General features: G+C 38.5%; 17 protein-coding genes. 3 read left to right on the top strand and 14 right to left on the bottom strand.

Annotated elements, in window-relative coordinates; all coding sequences use genetic code 11:
• Positions 1 to 60: 60 nt before the first annotated feature.
• Positions 61 to 1,434, bottom strand: a complete 1,374-nt coding sequence (gndA, locus tag GQR38_RS01515; protein ID WP_010554474.1) for an NADP-dependent phosphogluconate dehydrogenase — start codon at positions 1,432 to 1,434, stop codon at positions 61 to 63.
• A 377-nt stretch (positions 1,435 to 1,811) separates the two neighbouring features.
• On the opposite strand from gndA, the gene pyk reads away from it, so the two are divergent.
• On the top strand, positions 1,812 to 3,248 hold the full coding sequence (pyk, locus tag GQR38_RS01510; protein WP_007582689.1) for a pyruvate kinase: 1,437 nt from the start codon (positions 1,812 to 1,814) through the stop codon (positions 3,246 to 3,248).
• A gap of 68 nt (positions 3,249 to 3,316) precedes the next feature.
• Here the strand turns inward: pyk and GQR38_RS01505 are convergent, their stop codons facing one another.
• The 10 genes from GQR38_RS01505 to thrS form a co-directional block, all read right to left on the bottom strand.
• Complete coding sequence (locus GQR38_RS01505; protein WP_007582688.1) at positions 3,317 to 4,141, bottom strand: LytTR family DNA-binding domain-containing protein; 825 nt, start codon at positions 4,139 to 4,141, stop codon at positions 3,317 to 3,319.
• Complete coding sequence (locus tag GQR38_RS01500; protein WP_024608248.1) at positions 4,134 to 5,210, bottom strand: histidine kinase; 1,077 nt, start codon at positions 5,208 to 5,210, stop codon at positions 4,134 to 4,136. Before GQR38_RS01500 ends, GQR38_RS01505 begins: the two co-directional genes overlap by 8 nt.
• Before the next feature lie 251 nt (positions 5,211 to 5,461).
• Positions 5,462 to 7,018 (bottom strand): SulP family inorganic anion transporter, encoded by a 1,557-nt coding sequence (locus GQR38_RS01495; protein ID WP_165721545.1) that lies wholly within the window; start codon positions 7,016 to 7,018, stop codon positions 5,462 to 5,464.
• Positions 7,019 to 7,146: 128 nt separating this feature from the next.
• Positions 7,147 to 7,605, bottom strand: coding sequence for an Lrp/AsnC family transcriptional regulator (locus GQR38_RS01490; RefSeq protein WP_007375323.1), 459 nt, complete (start codon positions 7,603 to 7,605; stop codon positions 7,147 to 7,149).
• Between the two features lie 107 nt (positions 7,606 to 7,712).
• Positions 7,713 to 8,354: an MBL fold metallo-hydrolase gene (locus GQR38_RS01485; protein ID WP_165721544.1), complete on the bottom strand. Its 642-nt coding sequence runs from the start codon at positions 8,352 to 8,354 to the stop codon at positions 7,713 to 7,715.
• A gap of 1 nt (position 8,355) precedes the next feature.
• Positions 8,356 to 10,173, bottom strand: coding sequence for a M14 family metallopeptidase (locus tag GQR38_RS01480; protein WP_165721543.1), 1,818 nt, complete (start codon positions 10,171 to 10,173; stop codon positions 8,356 to 8,358).
• Between the two features lie 505 nt (positions 10,174 to 10,678).
• A complete protein-coding gene (gene rplT / locus GQR38_RS01475) occupies positions 10,679 to 11,038 on the bottom strand; it encodes a 50S ribosomal protein L20 (RefSeq protein WP_002960711.1) in 360 nt (119 codons plus the stop codon).
• 15 nt (positions 11,039 to 11,053) lie between these two features.
• Complete coding sequence (rpmI, locus tag GQR38_RS01470) at positions 11,054 to 11,254, bottom strand: 50S ribosomal protein L35 (RefSeq protein ID WP_002960713.1); 201 nt, start codon at positions 11,252 to 11,254, stop codon at positions 11,054 to 11,056.
• Between the two features lie 212 nt (positions 11,255 to 11,466).
• The gene (gene infC / locus GQR38_RS01465) at positions 11,467 to 12,027 is read right to left on the bottom strand and encodes a translation initiation factor IF-3 (protein WP_002960714.1); all 561 of its coding nucleotides are present in this window, start codon (positions 12,025 to 12,027) and stop codon (positions 11,467 to 11,469) included.
• A gap of 59 nt (positions 12,028 to 12,086) precedes the next feature.
• On the bottom strand, positions 12,087 to 13,997 hold the full coding sequence (thrS, locus tag GQR38_RS01460) for a threonine--tRNA ligase (RefSeq protein WP_165721542.1): 1,911 nt from the start codon (positions 13,995 to 13,997) through the stop codon (positions 12,087 to 12,089).
• Positions 13,998 to 14,352: 355 nt separating this feature from the next.
• Between thrS and GQR38_RS01455 the strand changes: the two genes are divergently transcribed.
• Together GQR38_RS01455 and GQR38_RS01450 are read left to right on the top strand one after the other, a co-directional pair.
• Entirely contained in the window at positions 14,353 to 14,799 is a 447-nt protein-coding gene (locus GQR38_RS01455) for a DUF3010 family protein (RefSeq protein ID WP_007582681.1), read from the top strand.
• Positions 14,800 to 14,984: 185 nt separating this feature from the next.
• Positions 14,985 to 16,718, top strand: a complete 1,734-nt coding sequence (locus tag GQR38_RS01450) for an AMP-binding protein (protein WP_165721541.1) — start codon at positions 14,985 to 14,987, stop codon at positions 16,716 to 16,718.
• Between the two features lie 152 nt (positions 16,719 to 16,870).
• Here GQR38_RS01450 and hflX read toward each other — a convergent pair whose 3' ends face one another.
• From hflX to GQR38_RS01435, 3 genes are all read right to left on the bottom strand, one after another.
• Positions 16,871 to 18,220, bottom strand: a complete 1,350-nt coding sequence (gene hflX, locus GQR38_RS01445; RefSeq protein WP_007582678.1) for a GTPase HflX — start codon at positions 18,218 to 18,220, stop codon at positions 16,871 to 16,873.
• Positions 18,221 to 18,418: 198 nt separating this feature from the next.
• On the bottom strand, positions 18,419 to 19,771 hold the full coding sequence (gdhA, locus tag GQR38_RS01440) for an NADP-specific glutamate dehydrogenase (RefSeq protein ID WP_165721540.1): 1,353 nt from the start codon (positions 19,769 to 19,771) through the stop codon (positions 18,419 to 18,421).
• Between the two features lie 373 nt (positions 19,772 to 20,144).
• Complete coding sequence (locus GQR38_RS01435; RefSeq protein ID WP_165721539.1) at positions 20,145 to 20,618, bottom strand: DUF1456 family protein; 474 nt, start codon at positions 20,616 to 20,618, stop codon at positions 20,145 to 20,147.
• Positions 20,619 to 20,732 lie beyond the last annotated feature (114 nt).

Here is a 20,732-nt window from a genome sequence, read left to right as displayed (position 1 = left end):
CGCCTAAAATACAAAAGGCACGCTAAATAGCGTGCCTTTATCGTTTTAAACAACTGTTTATTACCTAACTTTAGCGTCGATATCTACTAAGTCAGTTAAATGGCATGTTTCACCGCTATGGGTTTTAACGCCGTGCTCACCAAAGTAATCACGCTGGGCTTGAACTAAATGCCCATTACTCGGTGTGGTTAATGTTGCTAAATACGTTTGTGTAGCACCCAATACAGGGAATGCTAAACCAGTCATTATTGCTTGTCCGGTAATTTTGCGCAAAGAGTTAGACTCTTTCTCAAGGGTATCAATAAATTCAACACCTTGTGCAACGCTATCAAGGTAGTCAGCACGAATAATACAACCAGCACGCCACGTTTGAAGCGTTTTAGATAAATCAACTTTCCACTGATGAGTACGTGATGCACCTTTAATTAACGCTAAACCTTGGCGATACGCTAGTAAGCTTGCAAGTAAGAACGCTTCTTTTAGCTCTTCTAAATCAATTTCAACATTGTTAGTTGATTTAGATGCATACGTCATCTCTTGTGCAGCCGTTGTATTACATGCATTAGTTAAATGACGAGCTTGTACAGCAGCAACAAGTGAAGGAACTGCAATACCAAGTTCTAGTGCATTTTGCGCAGTCCAAAGACCAGTACCTTTAGCGCCAACTTTATTATCAATTAAGTCCGCAAGCGGTACATTATTATGATTTTCAAGTGACAATATGTGGCTAGAAATAGACAGTAAGTAGCTATTTAATTGACCTTCTGACCAGTCATTAAATATCTCAGCCACTTCTTTTGGAGAACGATTAGTGCCTAAACGAAGTAATTGGTACACTTCTGCAATAAGTTGCATAAGTGCGTATTCAATACCGTTGTGAACCATTTTTACAAAATGACCACTTGCTGATTGACCAACACGTGCAAAACACGAGTCGCCATTATAGCTAGCAGCTACTTTTTCAAACCATGGCTCAATACGTTCCCAACCACCCTCAGAACCACTTGCCATCATTGCAGGACCATGGCGAGCGCCTTCTGCACCGCCAGAAATTCCCATAGTGGCAAATTCAAATTTATTTTGGTATTTAAGTTTACGCGTTATACCGTCTTTATAATTACTATTACCGCAATCGACAATCATATCGTCACAGTTAACGCCGGCCTCTACAAGTTCATTACAAACTGTATCAACTAACTCACCAGCAGGAACAAGTAATAAAATAGAACGAGGTGCCTCTAAACGCCTTACCATGTCTCTTAAATCAGAGACAATGTGAAGCCTATCAGCCATGCCTTGAGATTTAGCACAACTTAGTAACTCTTCACCCGCATGTGGGTTTTTGTCATAAGCGACTAGCGTTATCCCTTTTTCAATCAAGTTTAGGGCAAGATTTTTTCCCATAACGCCTAACCCTACTAATGCAACTTGCATCTAGTGTCCTCCTCGGTAACAACTATTTGGTTAGAAAATTCAGTGTATAAATTAAATAATACCGCGTGCATTATACTCATACAGTCATAAAATACTAATTATGAGTCAATACAACATGCTTTTTTATTACAGATAAATAAGCTACGTAATTATATCAAACATCAATGGTCTCGGGGTGACTAAAAGCAAAGCTAATTGAAATTAAGATCATTGACGCATTCTGACACCGGTGTCATAATGATGACACAATAGTTTTGTATAAAATAGTGGCAAACCTTTGAAGTTTGCACATAACTAAAATATTTTATTCTAATATAGATATTTTAAGTCAACAAAATAACGTCAACATGCTTTCACCAAGCAAACAGGAGAAATTGATGCTAAGACGCACGAAAATAGTCGCTACCCTTGGACCTGCTACCGATAGAGATAACAACTTAGAAAAAATTATTATCGCTGGGGCTAATGTAGTACGTTTAAACTTCTCACATGGTGTTGCCCAAGATCATAAAGACCGTGCACAAGCTGTACGCGATATTGCAAAAAGATTAGGCAAGCATATTGCTATCCTTGCTGACCTTCAAGGCCCTAAAATCCGCGTTTCTACTTTTAAAGAAGGTAAAGTAACGCTTGCTGTGGGTGCAAAATTTACCCTTGATGCAAAAATGGAAAAAGGCGAAGGCGACATAAACTCCGTAGGTATTGATTATAAAGAATTACCTAACGATGTAAGCCCTAACGATTTACTACTTCTAAATGACGGCCTTATTCAATTAAGTGTTGATGAAGTAGCTGGGCATTTAGTGCATTGTACAGTTACTGTTGGCGGTGTTTTATCTAACAATAAAGGTATTAACCGTTTAGGTGGTGGCTTAACTGCTCCAGCATTTACTGAAAAAGACAAAGAAGATTTAATAACTGCCGCTGAAATTGACGTAGATTACATTGCCGTATCATTCCCACGTAGTGGCGACGATATGCGCTACGTACGCTCACTTGCTGAAGCTGCTGGTTCAAAAGCACAGTTACTTGCTAAAATTGAACGTGCTGAAGCCGTTGAAACCCAAGAAGCTGTTGATGACATCATTTTGGCGTCTGACGCTGTAATGGTTGCTCGTGGTGATTTAGGTGTTGAAATTGGTGATGCTGCTCTTATGGGCAAGCAAAAACTAATTATTCGTCGTGCTCGTTCATTAAACCGTACTGTAGTAACAGCAACGCAAATGATGGAATCGATGATTGATAACCCTATGCCTACACGTGCAGAAGTTATGGATGTTGCAAATGCTGTTCTTGATGGAACAGATGCTGTAATGCTTTCAGCTGAAACAGCTGCAGGTGATTATCCTGAAGAAACAGTTGCGACTATGGCACGCGTTTGTTTAGGTGCTGAATCGCAAAAAGAAACGCACGTTTCTAAACACCGTTTAGATAGTCGCTTTTCTAACAATGCTGAATCAATTGCGCTTTCTGCTATGTATGCAGCTAATCACTTAGATTCTGTTAAAGCAATTATCACACTTACTGAATCTGGTAGTACGGCTAAATTAATGTCGCGTATCAGCTCAGGCTTACCAATCTACTCGCTTTCACGTCATGCGAGTACATTAGGTCAAACAGCACTTTATCGTGGTGTTTACCCAGTATTTTTTGATTCTACAAAAACTGAAAAAGACGGTATGGTAAAAGCCGCGCTTGATACTTTAGTTTCTCAAGGGTCTTTACAGTCTGGCGATACAGTAATTATTACTCACGGTGACTCAATGGAAACTGTGGGCGCAACTAACACAATGAAAATTGTAACTGTTGCGTAATTAAACGCCGAATATAAAAAATGCGAGCTTAGCTCGCATTTTTTGTGTCTGTAATAAAAGCGTTGGCTTTAACTTGCTAATGCCGCTTTAACCTTATCTCGGTAGCTACGGCTCACTTTTAATTCTTGGCCATTTTCAAGTACTAATAAATACTCACCACTTACTTGTGTAACCAGTTTACTAATTTGTTTTGTATTTACTATTGCGCTGCGGTGCACACGCACAAATAACTGAGGGTCGAGCTCTTGCTCAAGCTCTTTCATTGTTTTACGTAGAATATGCGTTTGCCCGTCTTCACAGTGTAAACACATATAGTCACCTGCTGCATCAACCCATTGGATAGTCGCTACAGGTACCCGTATAATTTCACCCTGCTCTTTTACAGCAAGCGATTCTGGGTAACGTCTGTCTGTTAGCATATCGCCAGTGGCTAATTTTTTAAGTATTTCTTCGCAATTGTTACCAGTAATACCGGCTACAAAACTCGCTAGTTTTTTCTTATGGGCGTTGTCTTGCTGCGTTTTTAAGTAGGTATGCACTTTTTCTACCGCCTGTTTTAGTCTGTTATCATCAACGGGTTTTAAAATGTAATCGAGAGCATGAATTTCAAACGCTTTTACAGCAAACTGGTCAAAGGCCGTTACAAATACAATCGCTGGTAATGCTTTTGAGCTTTCGCTAAGGGCTCTTGCTACTTCAAAGCCATTCATACCTGGCATTTGAATATCTAAAAAAACCAAATCAATTTTCTCGCTTTGACACATTTCAATTGCATCAGCGCCTGAACTACACAATTTAATTACTTCAATATCAGAGTATTCTTCGAGCCTTACCGCTAAACCTTTTCGTGCTAACGGTTCATCATCAACAATGAGTGTTTTTATTTTAGTCATTTTTCACAGCCTTCTCAAAAGGTACTCGCAGATTAACTTTTAATCCACTTGGCGTATTATGTGATAATACAAACGAATAATTATTTTCATACAACGTTTTTAATCTATCTTTGGTATTAGCGACACCTACGCCTTGAGCGTTAACTAATTGGCCATCGAGTATGTCAGTACCTGGGCCGTTGTCGCCCACTTCTAGTAATAACTCATTCGCAAATACCTGTGCTTTTATATCAATTACTCCACCTTCTGTTAGATGGGCAATAGCATATTTAATCGCGTTTTCTATAATAGGTTGCAAGATTAAGCTCGGTACTAAAGCCTCTTTAGCTTGCTCGCTTACATCTACATTTACCTTTAATCGCTCATCAAAACGTACACGTTCTATTTCTAAGTAAAGCATGAGCGCATGTAACTCTTGCTCTAACGGTACTTTTTTTATTGGATCGGTATTTAATGTATAACGTAGAAAGTCACTTAACCTTGCTACCATTAAGTTAGCATCTTTGTTTTCTTTAACCAAAATTAAAGTAGAAATAGCGTTAAGTGTATTGAATAAAAAATGGGGGTTAAGCTGATACCTAAGCATTTTTAATTGCGCTTCGTGTGCCATAGTTGTGGCCTTTAACGCTTTTTGTCGCTCACTTTGTAATAACTGATAATATTTAACGCCAAAGTACAAACCACTCCAACATAAAATAATATATACAGAATCTAAGCCTTGCTGCAGGTAATAAAACCACTCCTCTGGTCTATAACCATGGCGGTATATTTCCCACAAATTAAATTTTTGAACGACAGCCCATAAAGTACCTGTTACATAGGAGGCACCAAATACCACAATCATTAATACCCAAGGCGAGGCATTCCAAATTTTACGGTAAATATACCTAAGCGGTACTGTCATTAAGCAACCAGCGTAAGCATTTAATAAAATAACAAATACGTATATATCACGCATTTCAAATACTTTAGAGCCAATATAATTTACTAACGCATAACCAATCCAGCCTGCAATTTGCAAAAGCCAAAAAAAGCGTTGTCTGTTATCGACTAAAGATTGCCAGTTCAAAATAGATGTTTACTCCGTATAGTTAAAGACTAATTCCATAAAATAGGCGCTTGTTATTCTTTATTATTTTTACCTATGTAGGGCTAATTTTAATAAAATTAGATAGTCTTATTATATAGATTTATGAGTTTGCATAGCACTACAGCCTACCTTGCTTTTTAATAGTCTTACCGCAAACAAATAGTAGATACACTAAAAAAGCGAAAGGTTATTCACCTTTCGCTTTTTAAATATAAATAGCTTTGTGTAAATTAAGCTAGTTTGTCTGATGCTACTTTGTATGTTGGATCTTCAATCACATTCACTTCAACCAAATCGCGTGCTTTATGCAACAACTGCGTACAGTCTTTACTTAAGTGACGTAAGTGAAGTTGTTTACCTGCTTTTGTATACTTATCAGCAAGTGTGTCAATTGCTTCTATTGCACTGTGATCAGATACGCGGCTATGCTTAAATTCAACAATTACATTTTTAGGGTCATTTTTAACATCAAATAACTCTGCAAAGTTTTTAACTGAACCAAAGAAAAGCGGGCCATGTAACTCATATACTTTAGAGCCTTCTTCATCAATATAGTTAGTTGTGTATATGTGCTTAGCATGCTGCCAAGCAAATACTAATGCAGATACAATAACACCTACACATACTGCAATCGCTAAATCGGTAATAACCGTCACACCCGATACAAGTACTATTACGAAAGCGTCAGATAGAGGCACACGCTTCATCATTTTAAAGCTGGCCCATTCAAACGTACCTAATACAACCATAAACATAACACCAACAAGTGCAGCTAGTGGGATCATCTCAATTAAGCTTGAAGCGAATATGATGAACGCAAGCAACATCAATGCAGCACTTATACCCGATAAGCGAGAACGACCACCTGAGTTAATGTTGATCATTGATTGACCAATCATTGCACAACCACCCATAGCACCAAACATACCACAAGTAATATTTGCAGCGCCTTGGCCTATACACTCTTTATTACTATGACCGCGAGTTTCTGTAATCTCGTCAATTAAGCTAAGCGTTAATAATGATTCAATTAAACCAATAGCCGCTAAAATAAGTGCATAAGGAAAAATAATTTGTAGCGTTTCGAAAGTAAACGGCACCATAGGAATATGAAACTGAGGTAAACCGCCTGCAATTGTTGCAGCTTCGTCGCCTGTCATTCCTTTTAAGAAATCAACTACAGTATGCGCTTCTAAATCCAAACCAATGACTAAAGCAGTCACTGTAATAATAGCGACTAATGTAGAGGGTACAGCCGTTGTTAGTTTAGGTAAAAACTGAATAATAGCCATGGTTAAAGCCACTAAACCAAGCATAATATATAACGGGTTACCCGTCATCCATTCTTGTCCGCCCATACCATCAGGCACTTTAAATTGTCCTAACTGAGCGAGAAAAATAACAATAGCTAAGCCGTTTACAAAACCAAGCATTACCGGATGAGGAACCATGCGGATAAACTTACCGAGTTTAAATACACCCGCGAGTATCTGCAGTATGCCCATGAGCAATACGGTCGCAAATAAATACTCAACACCATGATCAAGCACTAAACTTACCATAACAACAGCTAGTGCACCGGTTGCACCTGAAATCATACCAGGGCGGCCACCAAATATAGCCGTAATTAAACCAACGATAAACGCGGCATATAGACCAACTAAAGGTTCTACATTTGCAACAAAGGCAAACGCAACAGCTTCTGGAACTAAGGCTAGCGCCACAGTTAATCCAGATAAAATATCGTTTTTAGCAGAGCTAGGCGCCCTACTGAGTAAGTTAAACATTGAGTTCCTCAAATGGTGTAATGGGTATCAAAAAAGCGCTAAATTCTACCAAATTAGCGCTCAGTTAACAATTGTCATTATGTGGTTAAACTAAACTAAAAGAGGTTTAGCTTTTAAAAGAAGTGCTTTTATAAAGGGAGGGAAGTACTGCGTTTTACACATGTCATTGTTACATTAGAATGTACTTCTTGTACATATTCTAAGCTTAGTAAATTATCGCGTACAAAGTGCTCATAACCTTCTATGCCTTGTGAAATTATGCGTAGCATAAAGTCCATTGTTCCAGCCATGGTGTAACACTCTGTTACTTGATCATAACTCATTATAAGTTTTTCAAATTCAGCAAGGTTCTTTTTACCGTGATTTGATAAACGCACATGTGCATATACAAGCATATCAAAGCCAAGTTTTTTCTCATCTAAAAGAGCCACTTTGCTTTTTATATAACCATCTTGCTCTAGCTTGGCAATTCGACGCCAGCATGGAGATTGAGACAAGCCTACTTTATCAGCAATTTCTGCGGTTGATAAACTAGCATCTTGTTGTAAAAGTGCCAATATTTGGCGATCTACGTGATTTAGAGACATTTTATTTCTTATTTATCAAATAAACTGGTTAAATTATACAACCATTTTAAAACTCAGTCTGCTTATTTTTAATTTTTATGCAGTTTGCCAAACTTCAAATAAGTAACTTAACCAAACTTACCACTCACAAAAGGATTTGTTTGTTTTTCAAATCCAACCGTAGTGTCGCTCCCATGCCCTGCCAATATTTTAGTATTATCAGGCAAGGTTAGAATATGCGTCTTAATCGAATCTATAAGTTGTTCGCTGTTCCCCTTAGGGAAATCAGTTCGCCCTACTGAGCCTTTAAAAATAACATCACCTACAATAACGCATTCATTGTCTTGTTGATAAAACACAATATGACCAGGTGTATGCCCTGGGCAATGCTTCACTAAAAAGCTAAGTTTACCTACGCTCACGGTATCGTTATGGTTTAGCCAAATATCCGGATAAAAAGGCTCAATGGGTTTAAACCCGAACATTTGTGCTTGCATAGGTAAGTTTTCAAACCAGAAGTACTCATCTTTTTGTGGGCCAATAGTTTGTACGTTAAATTGATTACGTAAAATATCAGCCCCACCCACATGATCTAAATGCCCGTGCGTTAACCAAATAGCACTTAATTCTAGTTTATGCTCATTAAGGGCTGCTACTATTTTATCAGGGTCGCCACCTGGGTCTATGACTACGGCTTGTTTAGTTTCACTACACCAAATAATACGACTATTTTGTGCAAATGCAGTGACGGGTATGGTTATAATTTGCATATTAGATTTCTTTACTTTTTTGATCCGGAATAACAACTTCTTCTTCAAATGACATCAATATTGGGTACTTTAAGTACGCTTGATCATAAAATGGACTTTGCTCATATAACCAGTTTAATCTCGCATCAGCGTCGCTTGCGAACGATTTATCTTTAAGCTTTTCATCAAACTTAAGCGCTAGCTTTGGATTGTCTTTTAGCATTTGGCGTGCAAACGGAATTAGTGCATAGTTTTCCATATACTCAGTACGCTGAAAAATAGTATTAAATTCCCCCCATGCAAAAAACGAATCTGGTGCTTCAGGATGCAATAAATGCACAGCAAGCTCACCTGCTTTTTGTTGAGTATTGACTTGATACCAACCATCTAAATCTACATTTATAGCTGGGACATAATCAAAACTTGCTGACACTCTAAAACGGCCTTCAAATGGTGCTTTATCAAACGTGTAGTCTGCCACCTTTGCTACTTTTAAAGGCTGTGTGTTTGCCCCTTCAAGTTTATTAATAGAGACACCATGTAACTTTAGTTTCTTAATAATATTGCGATATACAGGCGGAATAAAAAAAGCTTTAGGTACTTCAACTGTATGTTGTACATCTTTTTGCCAATAAATAGGTAAGTCGGTATATGTATGTGCTTTACCCAAATACTTCACTTCATTTTGGCCTGAGAGCGCATTCATGCTTGATGAATACTCAATACCTTTAAACTGCGCAATCGTATCAGCTTGCTTGGCATAGCCACGCTTTACTATTAACTGTTTAGGAACAAATTCCTGTTCTTTTTTTACTGCATTAGCTAATTCATGACTGTGCTTTGATAGCGCAGTAATAGCACCATCTAAAAATACGTAAGTTCCTAATACACGTTGCTTGTAAGGCTTCAATGAATGATTTTCAACTAAAATAGTCGGTAATGACTTTAAATCACCCCAACCATTTGAAAAGCGCGGCGTAGCAACCCATCCCGCTAATCCTTTTTTAAAGTCGCGCTTGTCCATAACAAAAACAAGTGGCCCTGGCATGTGCCCTTGCTTAGCTAGCGTATCGTCAATCAGAGGCTTAAAAAACTGGTTTAGTGCATCAGATACCGCAGGCGACTCGCTTGAAAATACCGGATTGTAGCCATAAGTCACATCATATTGGTAATCTGCGCCGTCGGTTACGTGTACATCAATGTATAAATTTGGGTTGTAGTCGTTAATAACCTTTAAAACACTTCTAACTTCTGGGGTATCTAATTTAGTAAAATCGCGATTTAAATTAAGGTTATTAGCATTTGTTCTAAAGCCCATTTTTGCAGGGCCCCGTTGATTGATGCGATTGAATGCACTGCTACGTTCGTGTCCATCTACATTTAAAATAGGAATAAATAATATGTTTACCTTTTTTAAAATGTCACGGCGCTTACCCGTCGCTATATCTCTAAGCAACATAAACATGGCATCTTTACCGTCTATTTCACCAGAATGTATTCCTGCCTGGATAAAAATAGTTGGCTTAGTACTATTAGCCATTTGCCTTGCTTCAAAAAAACCTTGTTCACTGGCAATCAACATTTTTATTGCACGCTTGCTATTACTATAGCCAATGGTTTGAGATTGAAACTGAGTAGGGTTTGCAGCAACTAACCTATCCACAAATGCCATTGTATTTACATAATCTGGCGACGCTTCACCTGCTGACAGCTCAAAATCTGTAGTTAACGGCCCTTGTTTTTGTAAAAGCTCTACGCTTTTCCCCTGCCACTCAATTAATGGAGGTAAGTGTGCGTCATACGCCACACTTGCAGATAAAACTAGTAAACTTGCAAACATAAAATTCTCTAACAAACGCCTTAATTATATAAATTATATCAACTAAATTTTTTATAATGAGGAAACTGCGGTGATTCAACAAAAAAATGCAGCCAACTACATGTCACTCATTCACACCTGTATTTTAAGGCTATATAACATTATTAATGTACAGTAATTCATTACATTACTATTTATACCAACTCGTAAAAATACTTAATCAATTTAAAGGATTACATCTGACGCTAACAGCGTCAAAAATGTCTGATATACGTCTGCATGGATCCAGGAGAGTGAGCAATGATGGAGCAATTGCCAAGAACAACTAAATAGTGAATTTCGCCCTGCTCTAACGTATTTTTTTATCGATAAATAGAGCTCATATAAGCAAATAGGTATTAATTTGAGAAAACTAATTTAGCTCAGCTATAAAAAAAGTGTAAGTTATTAAAAAAGTGTAAGTTATTAAATTACAGGCACAAAAAAAGGAGCCATAGGCTCCTTTTTAATACTTATATGAAAAAGCTTAAGCGGCTAGGCCTTCTTTTGCTTTTTCTACAAGCGCTGCGAATGCAACTTGATCATAAACAGCGATATCTGCAAGGATCTTACGATCGATTTCTACAGATGTCTTTTTAAGACCATTGATAAAACGGCTGTAAGACAGACCATTTTGACGTGAAGCAGCATTGATACGTGCAATCCATAATTGACGGAAAGTACGTTTCTTCGCACGACGGTCACGGTAAGCGTATTGACCCGCTTTAGTAACAGCCTGGAAAGCTACGCGGTAAACACGTGAACGTGCTCCGTAGTAACCTTTTGCTTGTTTTAAAACTTTTTTGTGACGTGCACGTGCGACAACGCCGCGTTTAACTCTTGCCATTTCTAAAAACCCCTATTAAGCGAACGGTAACATACGTGAAACTAGACCATGGTCATTTTTATGAACCATCATCTTAGGACGTAGGTGTAACTTACGCTTAGAAGTTTTCTTAGTCAGAATATGACGAAGATGCGCTTGTTTACGCTTGAAACCGCCAGAAGCAGTCTTTTTGAAACGCTTTGCAGCGCCACTGTGACTTTTTAGCTTATAAGCCATTGCAATAACTCCAAATTGTATTGCTTTTAAATTAGTAAGCAGGCGTGAGATATATTTCTATAGCTCCACTTTTAGGCCTAACTTACTGCCATGTTCCGGTGAAGACCCAACATAAATGCCGCAATCTTACTTTAATACCGGTTAACTCAGGTGAATATTCGCATATTACTTGCAGACCTGAGCTAATTTCGGTGCGTATTATCGCTTAAAAATTATTTTTTAGCAACAGGCGCCATCATCATAACCATTTGGCGACCTTCAACACGATTTGGGAAAGACTCAACTACTGCAAGTTCTTCTAAATCGGCTTTGATACGGTTTAATAATTCTATACCAATTTCTTGGTGAGCCATTTCACGACCACGGAAGCGGATAGTAATCTTAGCTTTATCGCCAGCTTCTAAGAACTTACGTAAGTTGCGAAGCTTAACCTGATAATCACCTTCATCCGTACCAGGACGGAATTTGATTTCTTTTATCTGGATTTGCTTTTGCTTCTTCTTCTGCTCTTTTAGTTCTTTGCTTTTTTCAAAGATGAACTTACCGTAATCCATGATTCTACAAACAGGCGGCTCAGCGTTTGGACTGATCTCAACAAGATCAACACCCGCTGCATCGGCCATAGTTTGCGCGTCTTGTAATGACTGAATTCCAGCTTGTTCGCCTTCAATGTCAATTAAACGAACTTCTTGCGCTGTAATTTCTTCGTTAATACGATTTTTTTGAGCTGTTTGTTGCCCTTTCTTGCCGCCTCTAATAGTACGTTCCTCCAAGAATATCAATAATATAAGCGTGTAATTGGCTGTTTGTTAATGCCTTACACGCTCGATTTTTACTGTCGATTTTTAATTTCTTCGCTAATTTTAGCTACAAAATCATCGACATTAAATTTGCCTAGGTCTTCACCTGTGCGAGTACGCACTGCTACTTCTTGTTGTTCAACTTCTTTATCGCCAACAACAAGCAAGTATGGAATACGCTTCAGTGTATGCTCACGGATTTTAAAGCCAATCTTCTCATTTCTCAAGTCAGCAGCGGCTCTAATTCCAAGTTTATTTAATTTTTGTACAACTTCTTTAACATAAGGAGCCTGTTTATCGGTAATATTCATAATTACCACTTGCTTTGGCGCAAGCCACGTCGGGAATAAACCAGCGTACTCTTCAGTTAAAATGCCAATAAAGCGTTCAATAGAACCTAAAATAGCACGATGTATCATTACAGGTGTACGACGTTCGTTATTTTCTGCTACATAAGTAGCGCCTAAACGACCCGGTAATGCAAAGTCTAATTGCACTGTACCACACTGCCACGCTCTGTCTAAACAATCGTATAAAGTAAATTCAATCTTTGGACCATAAAACGCGCCTTCACCCGGAAGATAATCAAATTCAATATCGTTTAGCTTAAGTGCTTCGGCTAAAGCAAGCTCTGCTTTATCCCACATATGGTCTTCACCAATGCGTTGTTCTGGGCGAGTAGATAGCTTAACTACAATCTTCTCAAATCCGAATGTTTCATATGTATCATAAACCATCTTAATACACGCTGAAACTTCGTCCATTATCTGCTCTTCGGTACAGAAAATGTGAGCATCATCTTGTGTAAAGCCACGTACACGCATTAAACCGTGTAGTGCACCTGATGGTTCATTACGATGACAACAACCAAATTCAGCCATACGAAGTGGTAAATCACGGTACGATTTTAAACCCTGGTTAAAGATCTGCACATGTCCTGGGCAGTTCATTGGTTTAATCGCGTATTCACGCTTTTCAGACTCAGTGGTAAACATTGCTTCTGAATATTTTTCCCAGTGACCTGATTTTTCCCAAAGTGAACGGTCCATCATCATTGGACCTTTTACTTCTTCGTACTCATATTCGCGTAACTTTTCACGTACAAATTCTTCAAGCTCGCGGTAAATGCTCCAACCATCGTTGTGCCAAAATACCATGCCTGGCGCTTCTTCTTGCCAATGCCATAAATCAAGCGCTTTACCAATACGGCGGTGATCGCGTTTTTCAGCTTCTTCAAGGCGTTTTAAATACGCTTTAAGTTGCTTTTTATCGCCCCACGCTGTGCCGTAAATGCGTTGTAGCATTTTGTTTTCTGAATCACCACGCCAATATGCACCCGCAACTTTCATTATTTTGAAGTTTTGGCAAAATTTCATGTTAGGAACGTGAGGTCCACGACACATGTCTACATATTCTTCGTGATGATATAACCCTGGGCGGTCATCTTTAGCGATGTTTTCGTCCAGAATTTCTATTTTGTATGTTTCGCCACGCGCTTCAAATGCATCGCGTGCTTCTTGCCAGCTTACTGTTTTTTTCACTACGTCGTAGTTGGTTTTTGCAAGTTGCAACATACGCTTTTCAATTGCTTCAAGATCATCTTGTGATAATGAATGTTCCATATCGATATCGTAGTAAAAGCCATTATCAATGGTAGGACCAATTGCCATTTTTGCGTCTGGGAAAAGTTGCTTAACTGCATGACCAATTAAGTGAGCACAAGAGTGACGAATGATTTCAAGGCCGTCATCGTCTTTAGCGGTAATGATCTCAAGACGAGAGTCTTCACTAATTAAATCACATGCATCAACACGGTCGCCATTAACACGACCCGCAATGGTCGCTTTAGCTAAACCAGGGCCAATATCGTTTGCAACATCAAGCGTGCTTACAGGGTTTTCAAAACTACGTTGACTTCCGTCTGGAAGAGTAATAACTGGCATTATAAATCCTTGCTACAGTGGTGACACCTACAATGTATCACGTGTATTTTTAATAAATTAAATGAGAATGACTCGACAACGCTTTTACGAATAAGCATTGACTAATAAATGTAGATGCAGAGTCTATTCAACTACAAAGATATATTGTCGCGTGCTGCGCATTTAATTACAAGTTTTAAGGGGTGAAATCCACCCGTTTTGAGCACAAAATGTAACTTTTAGAGCAAAAAAAATCATTTCATTAAAATATAAAAGCATCAACGCACTAATTACGCACCTACAACTATACCTACACTCGCATTTTAATGTGTGTTGCGTATAATACTGCGTAATTAAGTTATTTTAGAGAATAGACATGAGAACATGTGGTGTAGAAATTACCGGTAGTGATGTACTACTTTGTATTTTAAGTAAAGATAATGACGTATTTGATATTCGCGATGTGCGCCAAACACGCTTTACCTTAGGTAACGGTAACGACACTGAAGTAATGCGTAAATTTCAATTCGATTTTGCAAAACTAATGCAAGATTACCAAATTGATTCTGTTGCAATCCGTGAGCGTCAGCCTAAAGGTAAATTTGCTGGCAGCGCAAAGGGATTCAAAATGGAAACTGCGATTCAATTAATCGACAATTTAGACGTACGTTTATTTACCACAACTGAAATTAAAGAACAGGTAAAGCGTAATCCTATTCCTATTGATTTTGAAGAAACAGGTCTTAAAAAGTACCAAGAAAATGCATTTGTAAACGCTTACGTTTACATAATGAAAAAAACATACCGCAGCGACGAAATGTAAACTCATTACTCGTTTAAAAACGCGTACTTACATTGTAAGACGCGTTTTTTTGTGTCTAAAAAGTAGTATTAGCTTTTATTAATCTAATAATACATTAGTCTAACTGCACTTCTCTTTGTCGACAATATGTGCTTATTTTAACTTTGTAGTTTACATAACTCACACACATTTTCATGGAGAGAGCAATGCACACACACACTATTGCGGTAAAAGAAGTAGAACAAATAAATCACTTACCGTTATCGCAAAGCTATTTTAAAGGTATACAAAGCACACCTTTAACAAATTCGACTATCGGGGAGTACTTTGACTTTATTGTCGACAAAAATCCAGAGGCGTTAGCTGTTGTAGTTCATCACCAGGGTATTCGCTTAACGTATAAAGAATTTCAAAAAGAAGTTAATCAACTTGCTATGGGGTTGCTGGCACTTGGCGTGAAACCAGGCGAGCGTGTTGGTATTTGGTCTCCTAATAATATTGAGTGGTGCTTAACCCAATTTGCAACCGCCAAAATTGGCGCAATAATGGTTTGCATCAACCCTGCATATCGCCCTAACGAATTACAATACGCCTTAAATAGTGTTGAATGCTCTACTCTAATCACAGCATCAAACTTTAAAGGCAGTGATTATTTAGAAATGCTCAATGGTTTGGCTCCAGAACTTGCAACTTGCGATAAAGACACACTTAATTTAAAAGCACTGCCCACTCTTAAAAATATAATCCGCATTGGCGATGAAGCATCTCCTGGTATGTACTCTTTTAATGATGTTATTAACTTGCCAACACCAGCACATGAGCTTGAATTAAAAGTAATAGGTGCAAACTTAAATGCTGAGCAAGACATCAATATACAATTTACATCAGGCACAACAGGCAACCCAAAAGGCGCAACGCTCACTCATAAAAACATTTTAAATAATGCGCTATTCGTCGCCGAATCTATGCACTTTACGAGCGATGACAAGTTATGTATCCCTATCCCGTTATATCATTGCTTTGCAATGGTATTGGGTAGCTTATTGTGTGTTAGTAAAGGTGCAGCAGCCATTTACCCAGGTGATTCGTTCGATGCAAAAACCACACTAGATGTAGTTCAACAAGAAGGATGTACAGCGCTGCACGGTGTACCTACCATGTTTATTAGTGAGCTTGAGCTAAGTAATTTTAACGATTATGACTTAAGTACTTTACGCACGGGTGTAATGGCAGGCTCTACATGCCCAGAGCAAGTAATGCGCAAAGTACAAACACAAATGAACATGCATCAAGTACTGATTGCTTACGGGCAAACTGAGTGCAGCCCCATAAACAACATTACCGAAACAGACTCTTCAATAGAGCGGCAAGTAACGACGGTTGGCCGCGCACTTGCCCATACCGAGGTTAAAATTATTGACGAGTTGGGTAACATTCAACAAATTGGTCAACCTGGCGAAGTGTGTAGTAAAGGTGCAGGTATAATGCGCTGCTATTGGAATGACGATGCTAAAACAAAAGCCACAATAGATGACAACGGTTGGCTACACTCTGGCGATTTAGGTGTCATGGATACAGAAGGGTTTGTCACTATTGTTGGCCGTATTAAAGATATGATTATTCGTGGCGGCGAAAACATTTATCCGCGCGAAATAGAAGAAGTGCTTTACACCTACCCGGGCATTCAAGATGCTGCCATATTTGGTATAACAGATGAAAGGTATGGCGAGGAAGTGTGCGCTTGGATCCAACCAAAAGAAGACGCTGTGCTTGATGAGCAAGCAATTCGTGAGTTTTTAAAAGACAAACTAGCCTATTTTAAAATGCCACGACATATCCGTTTTGTAGAAAACTATCCAATGACAGTAACAGGTAAACTGCAAAAATTTAAAATGCGTGAGCAAATGCAAGAAGAGCTAAGCGACAACGCTTTTTCCTAGTTTCGTCTCTAAGTAACTGAGGCTCTGGATAGGGAATTTATCTCAGAGCTATGTTCAGAGCTAACAGCGTTAAATTTACGTATGTTAGGACTAATACTAAAAAGCACAGCCAATTGGCTGTGCTTTTTATGTACTGAATTGTACTGAATTTATTATAAATTCAGCATTCTCTTTTTTAAACGTTCTAAATCAATCGCACTCGAGCGCACTGTTAATTTAATGTGGCTGTATTCATATTCTTCTTTAACAACACTCATACTCGATCGAATTTCGCCCACAATACCTTTAGCTGTGTACGGTATAACAATCTCTTCTTCAATCATGTCCTCTTGAGCAATGCCAATAATGTATTTGTGCAGTTTACTAATATCATCTGGATTACGTGTAGAGGTCATCATCGCATCAGGAAATTCATCCATTAGCGACTTCTGCTGCTCAGTACTTAATTGGTCTGACTTATTCAGTACTAATAATTTTTTGCTGCCTTCCACCCCAACTTCTGCCAATACTTTATGTACTACTTCAAGTTGTGAGCGAAAAGAAGGATCTGAAGCATCTACAACATACAACAATAACGACGCATCATGTGCCTCAGCGAGCGTTGAATGAAATGAAGCAACCAAATCATGAGGTAATTTTTTAATAAAACCAACCGTATCTGAAACCAATATACGTGGCTGCGTAATCGGATACAGCGCGCGAACAGTGGTATCTAGCGTTGCAAAGAGTTTATTTTCGCCTTCTACATCACTACCTGTAATTGCGCGCATCATTGATGACTTGCCCGCATTGGTATAACCAATTAAAGCCACTGAGAATAGCTCAGAGCGCTGCGTACGTCTGTCCATCATTACATCTTGAACACTAACAAGTTCGCGCTTTAATTCTGCTAACTGATCGCGCACCTTACGGCGATTAAGCTCAAGTGTGGTTTCACCCGCACCTTTACCCATTTGGCGTTCTTTATCACCTGTTGATGTTTCACGCAGTCGTGGCGCGACATAATTAAGGCGAGCAATTTCAACTTGTAATTTTGCAGTTTTAGTACGCGCATGACGGCTAAATATTTCAATGATAATACCGGTGCGATCAAATACTTCTACACCCAGCTGGTTCTCAACATTACGTAGTTGAGAAGGCGTTAAATCACAGTCAAATACCACTACATCAGCACATGCAAAATCAAGTTCGTCTGATGGAATTTCTGAGGATATTTCGGTTAAAGGGTCTTCATCAAGTAAATCATCTTCTTGCTCGTTTTCAACCATCCCTTTATTGCCGGTAAGGTGTGCTATTTCAGCTAGTTTTCCTGAGCCCAGTACATTAACTTTTTGGGTAGAACTTTGCTTTTGCGATTGTGTACCTACTACTTTAAAGCCTAACGTAGTTACCAAACGAGCAAGCTCTGCAAGCGATTCTGTTGCTTCGTCACCTTTAAATTGTGGTGTACTAATAGAAATAAGTAACGCATTAGGAAGTGATGGTTTTGCAGTTAGTTGCATAATTTTTTGTCTTAATGCACCTAAAGTGCAAACCTAATTTTCATTCGAAAGTAACTTGATCCTACGCTGTTATAGCCCAGCTTTATAGGGTTATAGTTCACTAATGGCGTTAATATTTAAAACTAACCATAATATACTCAATTTTATGGCTAGTTTTAAAATCACATTATATTAAAGCCTTATTGTTCAGCTTTAATATTAAACGACACCCTGCTCAATCATTGCATCGGCGACGCGCCTAAAGCCTGCAATGTTAGCGCCTAATAAAAGGTTTCCAGGCTCACCAAATTCTGTAGCGGTGTCGTTAGCGGTAACAAATATATTTTTCATAATTTGTTTTAGCTTTTCATCAACTTCTTCAAAGGTCCAACTTTGCATGCTCGCATTTTGCGCCATTTCTAATTGGCTTGTTGCAACGCCGCCAGCATTGGCGGCCTTACCTGGCCCATACGCAATTTTTGCAGCAATAAAGCAATCAATAGCCTCTTTTGTTGAAGGCATGTTTGCGCCTTCACTTACTAATAAACAACCGCCGGATAATAATGCGTTAGCGTCTGCCTGTGTTAATTCATTTTGTGTGGCGCACGGAAAAGCAGCGTCGGCATTAAAGCGCCAAACAGCATGCCCATCTTTAGGGTAGTCATTTACAGGAATATAAATAGCATCGGGGTGAGTTTGTTTATATACGCTCAAGCAATCACGCGATTGCTCTTTTAAACATTTAATAAGATTTAAATCTATACCCGACTCATGATACACAGTGCCACGAGAGTCGCTGCAACTTACTGGTGTTGCCCCCATTTGATAAAGCTTTTCCATGGCATAAATAGCAACATTACCTGCGCCCGAGACCAAGCAGCGCTTACCTTGTAGGCTATCGCCGCGCGCTTGCAGCATGTAGTCAGCAAAATAAACAGCGCCGTATCCAGTGGCTTCTTTTCGTACTAGCGATCCACCCCACAATAAGCTTTTACCTGTTAAAACACCTTCATAGCGCCCAGTCAAACGCTTATATTGACCAAACAAGTAACCTATTTCTCTTGCCCCTACTCCAATGTCTCCAGCGGGTACGTCGGTTGTAGGGCCAATATGGCGATAGAGCTCGCTCATAAATGATTGGCAAAAACGCATTATTTCAGCATCTGAGCGCCCTTTTGGATCAAAGTTTGCCCCGCCTTTACCACCACCGATCGGTAAACCTGTTAAAGCATTTTTAAATATTTGCTCAAACCCTAAAAATTTAATTATGCTGGCATTCACACTTGGGTGAAAACGTAAGCCACCTTTATAGGGGCCAAGTGCAGAGTTAAACTCAATTCTGTAGCCTTTATTTACCTGAATATTGCCTTCGTCATCAACCCAGGGAACTCTAAACATAATTTGGCGTTCGGGCTCAACTAAGCGTTGTATAATGGCATTTTTTTTGTATTTTTCTGAGTTTTCTAAGATAGGTTCGAGTGATTCAAGTACTTCTTCAACAGCTTGATAAAACTCGCATTGTGCAGGACTACTATTTTTTAATTGTGCGATTGTGCTATGGATATAATTCATAATTATTCTTCCGTGTTAATAATAAAAGTATTTATCAGATGTTAAAGTAAACGTGATCAAGTTTATGATTCATGCTTTAAGGTCTTAATTTAATATAATTAACTATTACCTTAGCATGAAAAATTGAGATATTTAACGCCAGCTACGTGAATTATTTTTGATTGGAAGTTTGATTTTTATTTATTAAAGATGAATTTAAATTCACAGATTTAAAATCGAAACAGTGCCAAGTGAGTTTTTATATTTTCAAAAGGGAGTTTTAGAAGTATTAGGTTAGGTGTGGATTTGTTTAAAAATATAACAATTAATGGGCTTTATACTGCATTGCGCTCGCAAAAAACCCATTAACTAAAAGCTAATTAGCTAAAACCAGTTACTCAGCAGGCTCTTCTGGACGGTGCTGCTTTTGTACGCCGGTTAAAAACAAGCGTAATATTTGATCGTTACAAACACGGTAATGTTTGTTATCTACTTTTCGAGAAAACGCGCTTAACTCATGCTTACTTAGATCAAAATCAACAAGTGCAAGTGTTGCTATAACATCTTCTGCTTTCATATTTAAAGCAATACGTAGCTTCATAAAGATAATATTGTTGTTTAGCTTTTTCTCAGGCTCTGGTTGCTCACCTTCGCGTTTGCCACGTTGGGTATTAATAAACCCATTTAAAAAGCTAGCAAACTCAGTATCACTTATTGGGGTAAAAGCCTCTTCACCTTCTTTAGTTAACCATGCAATTACTTGCTCTTTGGTGACCGTATGCTCTGCTGATGCAAAAACATTGACCATAGCAGTATCAGTTAAGTTAAAAGTGTAGCGAATGCGGCGTAAAATATCGTTATTAGTCAAAGTAAATCCCAAAGTGAGGTATAGCAACCAAGCAGTTATTGCTTAATTTTAAATAAGCACCTAGTTTAACAGGTTTACTAATACCACCCTATTAATTTTTATCTGAGCTTCTTA

The sequence above is a fragment of the Pseudoalteromonas sp. c7(2019) genome, from assembly GCF_011378625.1.
Classification (GTDB): Bacteria; Pseudomonadota; Gammaproteobacteria; order Enterobacterales; family Alteromonadaceae; genus Pseudoalteromonas; species Pseudoalteromonas arctica.
The sequence above is the reverse complement of the archived record's forward strand: the minus strand, read 5'-3'. Positions and strand labels throughout refer to the sequence as shown.

Excerpts from the sequence above, each read along its gene's own strand:
- GQR38_RS01490 (WP_007375323.1), bottom strand. The coding sequence starts at position 7,605 with ATGTCTCTAAATCACGTAGATCGCCAAATATTGGCACTTTTACAACAA.
- GQR38_RS01495 (WP_165721545.1), bottom strand. The coding sequence starts at position 7,018 with ATGTTTAACTTACTCAGTAGGGCGCCTAGCTCTGCTAAAAACGATATT.
- rpmI (WP_002960713.1), bottom strand. The coding sequence starts at position 11,254 with ATGGCTTATAAGCTAAAAAGTCACAGTGGCGCTGCAAAGCGTTTCAAA.
- gdhA (WP_165721540.1), bottom strand. The coding sequence starts at position 19,771 with ATGAATTATATCCATAGCACAATCGCACAATTAAAAAATAGTAGTCCT.
- hflX (WP_007582678.1), bottom strand. The coding sequence starts at position 18,220 with ATGCAACTAACTGCAAAACCATCACTTCCTAATGCGTTACTTATTTCT.
- GQR38_RS01485 (WP_165721544.1), bottom strand. The coding sequence starts at position 8,354 with ATGCAAATTATAACCATACCCGTCACTGCATTTGCACAAAATAGTCGT.
- pyk (WP_007582689.1), top strand. The coding sequence starts at position 1,812 with ATGCTAAGACGCACGAAAATAGTCGCTACCCTTGGACCTGCTACCGAT.
- gndA (WP_010554474.1), bottom strand. The coding sequence starts at position 1,434 with ATGCAAGTTGCATTAGTAGGGTTAGGCGTTATGGGAAAAAATCTTGCC.
- GQR38_RS01505 (WP_007582688.1), bottom strand. The coding sequence starts at position 4,141 with ATGACTAAAATAAAAACACTCATTGTTGATGATGAACCGTTAGCACGA.
- rplT (WP_002960711.1), bottom strand. The coding sequence starts at position 11,038 with ATGGCAAGAGTTAAACGCGGCGTTGTCGCACGTGCACGTCACAAAAAA.
- GQR38_RS01455 (WP_007582681.1), top strand. The coding sequence starts at position 14,353 with ATGAGAACATGTGGTGTAGAAATTACCGGTAGTGATGTACTACTTTGT.
- GQR38_RS01480 (WP_165721543.1), bottom strand. The coding sequence starts at position 10,173 with ATGTTTGCAAGTTTACTAGTTTTATCTGCAAGTGTGGCGTATGACGCA.
- GQR38_RS01450 (WP_165721541.1), top strand. The coding sequence starts at position 14,985 with ATGCACACACACACTATTGCGGTAAAAGAAGTAGAACAAATAAATCAC.
- thrS (WP_165721542.1), bottom strand. The coding sequence starts at position 13,997 with ATGCCAGTTATTACTCTTCCAGACGGAAGTCAACGTAGTTTTGAAAAC.